The 6,071-nt window shown below is 70.7% G+C and carries 6 protein-coding genes; 5 read left to right on the top strand and 1 reads right to left on the bottom strand.

Annotation, left to right across the window (positions count from 1 at the left end; genetic code table 11):
* Nucleotides 1-135: 135 nt before the first annotated feature.
* From tsaB to tsaD, 3 genes are read left to right on the top strand one after another with little or no spacing between them, the layout of a single operon-like run.
* On the top strand, nt 136-816 hold the full coding sequence (tsaB, locus tag IEY88_RS41255; RefSeq protein WP_189160340.1) for a tRNA (adenosine(37)-N6)-threonylcarbamoyltransferase complex dimerization subunit type 1 TsaB: 681 nt from the start codon (nt 136-138) through the stop codon (nt 814-816).
* A complete protein-coding gene (rimI, locus tag IEY88_RS41250) occupies nt 813-1,271 on the top strand; it encodes a ribosomal protein S18-alanine N-acetyltransferase (protein ID WP_189160339.1) in 459 nt (152 codons plus the stop codon). The genes tsaB and rimI overlap by 4 nt, the downstream gene beginning before the upstream one ends.
* A complete protein-coding gene (gene tsaD, locus IEY88_RS41245) occupies nt 1,264-2,319 on the top strand; it encodes a tRNA (adenosine(37)-N6)-threonylcarbamoyltransferase complex transferase subunit TsaD (protein WP_189160338.1) in 1,056 nt (351 codons plus the stop codon). Before rimI ends, tsaD begins: the two co-directional genes overlap by 8 nt.
* Before the next feature lie 42 nt (nt 2,320-2,361).
* Here tsaD and IEY88_RS41240 read toward each other — a convergent pair whose 3' ends face one another.
* Nucleotides 2,362-3,867 (bottom strand): alkaline phosphatase D family protein, encoded by a 1,506-nt coding sequence (locus IEY88_RS41240; protein ID WP_189160337.1) that lies wholly within the window; start codon nt 3,865-3,867, stop codon nt 2,362-2,364.
* A gap of 176 nt (nt 3,868-4,043) precedes the next feature.
* On the opposite strand from IEY88_RS41240, the gene groES reads away from it, so the two are divergent.
* Nucleotides 4,044-4,337, top strand: a complete 294-nt coding sequence (gene groES, locus IEY88_RS41235) for a co-chaperone GroES (protein WP_030478362.1) — start codon at nt 4,044-4,046, stop codon at nt 4,335-4,337.
* Between the two features lie 84 nt (nt 4,338-4,421).
* Nucleotides 4,422-6,047: a chaperonin GroEL gene (gene groL, locus IEY88_RS41230; RefSeq protein ID WP_189160336.1), complete on the top strand. Its 1,626-nt coding sequence runs from the start codon at nt 4,422-4,424 to the stop codon at nt 6,045-6,047.
* Nucleotides 6,048-6,071: the final 24 nt, after the last annotated feature.

Genomic DNA, 6,071 nt, shown 5'->3' with positions numbered 1-6,071 from the left:
GGCCGAACGAGCCCTTCGGCCATCCCCCACGGCGGACCTCCCAGGACAGCTCCCGTCCGGCGCCCCCCATGACCGCCATCTTGCGGCCAGAGGCCACCGGATGGCGGTCACGACCTAGTACTACGCTGGCCAATCGTGCTAGTGCTCGCCGTCGACACGGCCACCCCCGCAGTCACCGCCGGTGTGGTCGAACTCGCGCCCGATTCCCCGCCGCGCCTGCTCGCGAAGCGGGTGACGCTCAACGCCAAGGCGCACGGCGAGCTGCTCACCCCGCACATCAGCGACGCCCTGCAGGAAGCCGGCAAGACCTTCGCCGACCTCGACGCGATCGTCGTCGGCGCCGGTCCCGGGCCGTTCACCGGCCTGCGGGTCGGTCTGGCCACCGCCGCCGCGCTCGGCCAGGCGCTCAACCGCCCGGTCTACCCGGTCGCCACCACCGACGCCATCGCCAAGGACGCCGCCAGCGGTCACCCGCTGCTCGTCGCGACCGACGCGCGGCGCAAGGAGGTCTACTGGGCCGCCTACGACGCAGCCGGTCGCCGCACGGACGGACCGCACGTCGAGCGCCCGCAGGACCTCGCCGAGAAGCTGCCGGCGATGGGCGTGCACCAGGCCACGGGCGAGGGTGCCGAGATATACCGGGAGGTCCTCGGCCTAGAGATCCTCGGCGCGAAGCACCCGAGCCCCGAGGGCTTGGTGGCCGCGGCCGCCGCCGAGGTGCTCGCGAAGGCCCGCCCGGCCGCGCTCACCCCGCTCTACCTGCGCCGTCCCGACGCCGTCGAGCCCACCGGGCGCAAGAAGGTGACCAGGGCATGACCACCGGCACCGTCACGCTCGCGCCCCTGCGGCACGCCGACGTGCCCAGGTGCCACGAGATCGAGCTGGCGTTGTTCCCCGGCGACGACCCGTGGAGCGAGAACGCGTTCCACAGCGAGCTCGACAACGGCAACTACTACCTCGGCGCGTACGCGGACGGCGAGCTCATCGGGTACGCCGGTCTCGGTGCCGGTCCGCACGAGGCCAGCGTCCACACGATCGCCGTCATCGGGCACTGGCAGGGCAGGGGCGTCGGCAAGACCCTCCTGCGAGACCTGCTGGCCCGCGTCGACGAGATCGGCGTACCGGTCTTCCTCGAGGTCCGCACGGACAACGAGCCCGCGATCGCCCTGTACAAGGCGCACGGCTTCGAGCAACTCGGCCTGCGCCGCCGCTACTACCAGCCGTCGGGTGCCGACGCGTACACGATGGGAAGGCCTGCGCAAAGTGTCTGACCGCTTGATCCTGGGCATCGAGAGCTCGTGCGACGAGACGGGCTTCGGCATCGTCCGCCTCGGTCCGGACGGCTCGCTCGAACTGCTCGCCGACGAGGTCGCCTCCAGCGTCGAGGAGCACGCCCGCTTCGGCGGCGTCGTGCCGGAGGTCGCCTCGCGCGCCCACCTCGAGGCGCTGGTCCCGACCATGCGCCGCGCGCTCGACACCGCGAAGGTCGAGCTCTCCCAGATCCACTCCATCGCCGTCACCGCGGGCCCCGGTCTCGCCGGTGCGCTGCTGGTCGGCGTGTCCGCGGCCAAGGCGTACGCGGCCGCGCTCGGCAAGCCGCTCTACGGAGTGAACCACCTCGCGGGCCACGTCGCCGCGGACACGCTGCAGCACGGCCCGTTGCCGCAGCGCTGCCTCGCGCTGCTGGTCTCCGGCGGCCACTCGCAGCTGCTGCTGATCGAGGGCGGCCTGGCGAACTCGATCACCGAGATCGGGTCCACCGTGGACGACGCCGCCGGTGAGGCGTACGACAAGGTCGCGCGGCTGCTCGACCTGCCGTACCCCGGCGGCCCGCCCATCGACAAGCTCGCCAAGCAGGGCAACGGGTGCGCGATCGCGTTCCCGCGCGGCCTCACCGGCCCGCGCGACGCGAAGTACGACTTCTCGTTCTCCGGCCTGAAGACCTCGGTCGCCCGCTGGGTCGAACGCGCCGAGCGGGCCGGCGAGGAGATCCCGCTGGCCGACGTCGCCGCGTCGTTCCAGGAGGCCGTCGCGGACGTGCTGACCGCCAAGGCGATCCGCGCCGCGAAGGACCTCGACGTCGGCACGCTGGTCATCTCCGGCGGTGTCGCGGCGAACTCGCGGCTGAGCGGCCTGGCCGCCGAACGGTGTGCCGAGGCCGGCATCGAGCTGCGCGTGCCGCGCCCACGGCTGTGCACCGACAACGGCGCCATGATCGCCGCTCTCGGAGCGCACCTGGTGGCGGCGGGCGCGAAGCCGTCGTCGATGGACCTGTCGACCAACCCCGGCCTGCCGGTCAACGCGGTCCAGATCCTCTGACCCGGACCTGGGGGAGACCGGGCCTCACCAGGGTCAGCTCCGCTAGACCTCGTTGAGGCCCGGCCTCCCGTCCTCCACCGCGAAAGTCGCCTTCGTGCGCACGGGCGACCCCGGCGTCGTCACGTAGTCGAGGCCGCGGAAGTCCGTGCGCAGCTCATCGGGCGTGAACCTGGTGAGCGTGTAACCGCGGCGGTTGTTGAAGTACTTCACGTGCGGGTTCTCGCGCAGCCACAGCGGTGTCTCGGCGTACTCCTCCGAGCCGTCGCCACCGGCCGTGATCGAGGTGGTGACGAGCTCGGTCGCGAGGGTCTTCGACGACGGGTCGTCCCAGCGCTGCTTGACCTCCGCGCCCCACGCCGCGTGCACGTCCCCGGTCAGCACGATCGGGTTCCGCACGTCCGCGAGCCCCGCCACGACCCGGTCGCGGTCCGCCACGTAGCCGTCCCACGCGTCCAGCAGGAACTTGTCGACCTCGCCGGGGATGTAGTCGTACTGCGAGAAGAACACCTGCTGCGCGAGCACGTCCCAGCGGGCTTCGGAGCCGCGGAAGCCGTCGAACAGCCAGTCCTCCTGCGCGGCGCCGAGCATGGTGCGCTCGGGCTCCAGCCGTTCGGGACAGAGCTGCAGCCCGTCCCCGCAGGCCTGGTCGGTCCGGTACTGGCGGGTGTCGAGCATGTGGAACGTCGCGAGCGCACCCCACCCGATCCGCCGGTACAGCCTCGGTGACCTGCGCAGGGGCATGTTCTCGTAGTAGGCCTGGACGGCTGCGGCCCGGCGCGCGGGGAAGTTCGACTGCGGCTTGTCCGGCAGCAGTCCCGCCCAGTTGTTGTCGATCTCGTGGTCGTCCCAGATCACCGACCACGGCGCCACGGCGTGCGCCGCCTGCAGGTCGGGATCGGTCTTGTACTGCGCCTGCCGCCGCCGGTACCCCGCGAGCGTCACGGTGGTGGGGCCCTCGACCTGCCGGACGTTGCCGCTCGGGGCGACGTGGATGCCGCTCTCGTACTCGTACGTGTAGTCGCCGAGGTGCAGCACCAGGTCGGGCTCGTCCTCCGCGAGCCTGCGATAAGCCGTGAAGTACCCGTGCTCGTACTGCGCGCACGACGCGAAGGCCATCGTCAGCGGTACCTGCAGCACGGTCGGAGGCGGTGCCGTGCGCGTGCGGCCTGTCCGTGAGAGGTGGTTGAGGGCCTTGAAGCGGTAGAAGTACTCGCGACCGGCCGCCAGCCCGAAGAGTTCGACGTGGACGCTGTGCGCCTCCTCTGGTCGAGCCGTGGTGGAGCCGCGCTGCACGATTCGGGTGAACCGTTCGTCCTCGGCGACCTGCCAGAACACCTCGACCGGACGGTTCGGCATGCCTCCGAGACCGTCTTCGGCGAGCGGCTCGGGGGCCAGCCGGGTCCACAGGACCACCCCGTCGGGTGCCGGGTCGCCCGAGGCCACACCGAGTGTGAAAGGGTCGCTCGGCCGGGCGGACGCGGCGGCCGAGAGCGCTGTGACTCCTGCCACGCCTGCGAGCAGCAGCGTTCGGCGCGTCAAGGGGGACATGCACCTGAATACGGATCCCGGATGGTGATCGGTTCGGGGGGCTCGTTGAAGGCTTGGCACTCTCGTGGGTAGAGTGCCAACTGCACGGCACCAGCACCGCCCCGACCCCCGCGACGGCGGGGTGGCAGGAGCCGTTAAACAAACGAACCTGCCAACGACCCGTGGAGGTCATCCCGGTGAGCGTGAACATCAAGCCGCTTGAGGACAAGATCGTCGTTCAGGCCTCCGAGGCCGAGACGACGACCGCCTCCGGCCTCGTGATCCCGGACACCGCGAAGGAGAAGCCCCAGGAGGGCAAGGTCCTCGCGGTCGGCCCCGGCCGCATCGACGACAAGGGCAACCGCGTCCCGCTGGACGTGGCTGTCGGCGACGTCGTCATCTACTCGAAGTACGGCGGCACCGAGGTCAAGTACAACGGCGAGGAGTACTTGATCCTCTCCGCTCGCGACGTGCTGGCCGTCGTCAACTAAGACGCTCGGCTGTCATGACTGACGCCCCGGCGCCCCAACCGGGGTCGCCGGGGCGTTTCGCTACCCAGAGAGGCTTTGAGTTCAATGCCCAAGCAGATCAGCTTCGACGAGGACGCTCGTCGGGCGCTCGAGCGCGGCGTCAACAAGCTCGCCGACACGGTCAAGGTCACCCTTGGGCCGCGCGGGCGCCACGTCGTGCTCGACAAGAAGTTCGGTGGCCCGACGGTCACCAACGACGGTGTGACGATCGCCCGTGAGATCGAGCTCGACGACCCGTTCGAGAACCTCGGCGCGCAGCTCGCCAAGTCGGTCGCCACCAAGACCAACGACGTCGCGGGTGACGGCACCACCACCGCCACCGTGCTGGCGCAGGCGCTGGTCAAGGAAGGCCTGCGCAACATCGCCGCGGGTGCGAACCCGACCGCGCTCGGCCGTGGCATCCAGGCCGCCGCCGACGCCGTTGTGGACGAGCTCCGCGGCAAGGCCACCCCGGTCAAGGGCCGCGAGAACATCGCGCAGGTCGGCACGGTCTCGTCGCGTGACGAGTCCATCGGCGCCCTGCTCGGCGAGGCCATCGAGCGCGTCGGCGAGGACGGTGTCATCACCGTCGAGGAGTCGTCCACGCTCGCGACCGAGCTCGCGATCACCGAGGGCGTGCAGTTCGACAAGGGCTACGTGTCGACGCACTTCTCGACCGACCTCGAGGCGCAGGAGGCCGTCTACGAAGACGTCCGCATCCTGCTGCACCGCGAGAAGATCTCGGCCCTGGCCGACGTCCTCCCGATCCTCGAGAAGGTCGCGGAGTCCGGCAAGCCGCTGCTGATCGTCGCCGAGGACGTCGAGGGCGAGGCCCTGTCCACGCTGGTGGTCAACGCCGTCCGCAAGACCCTGAAGGTCGTCGCCGTGAAGGCGCCGTTCTTCGGTGACCGCCGCAAGGCGTTCCTCGACGACCTCGCGGTCGTCACCGGTGGCGAGGTGATCTCCTCGGAGATCGGCCTCAAGCTCACCGAGACCACGCTCGACCAGCTGGGCTCCGCCCGCCGCGTCGTCGTGACCAAGGACGACACCACGATCGTCGACGGCGGCGGCACCAAGGCCGACATCGCCGGTCGCGCGGAGCAGCTGCGCCGCGAGATCGAGAACACGGACTCCGACTGGGACCGCGAGAAGCTCCAGGAGCGCCTCGCGAAGCTCTCCGGCGGCATCGCCGTGATCAAGGTCGGCGCCGCCACCGAGACCGAGCTCAAGGAGCGCAAGCACCGCATCGAGGACGCGGTCGCCGCCACCAAGGCCGCGGTCGAGGAGGGCATCGTCCCCGGCGGTGGCTCCGCTCTCGTGCACGGCTCCAAGGTGCTCGACGGCGGCCTCGGCCTGACCGGTGACGAGGCCACGGGTGTCGCGCTCGTCGCGAAGGCCCTGTCCGCGCCGCTGTTCTGGATCGCCACGAACGCCGGCCTCGAAGGCGCCGTCGTGGTGAACAAGGTCCGCGAGGGCGAGTGGGGCTTCGGCATCAACGCGGCCTCGCTGGAGTTCGGTGACCTGCTGGAGCAGGGCATCATCGACCCGGTCAAGGTCACGCGTTCCGCCGTGGCGAACGCCGCCTCCATCGCGCGCATGGTGCTCACGACCGAGAGCGCCGTCGTCGAGAAGAAGGCGGACGAGCCCGCTGCCGCCGGTGGCCACGGCCACGGGCACGGGCACGGCCACTGAGAACCGACTGTCAGAGACAAAAGG

This window comes from Lentzea pudingi, assembly GCF_014646255.1.
Lineage (GTDB): Bacteria > Actinomycetota > Actinomycetes > Mycobacteriales > Pseudonocardiaceae > Lentzea > Lentzea pudingi.
Note: the sequence above shows the minus strand (reverse complement) of the source record. Positions and strands in the feature narration are given on the sequence as shown.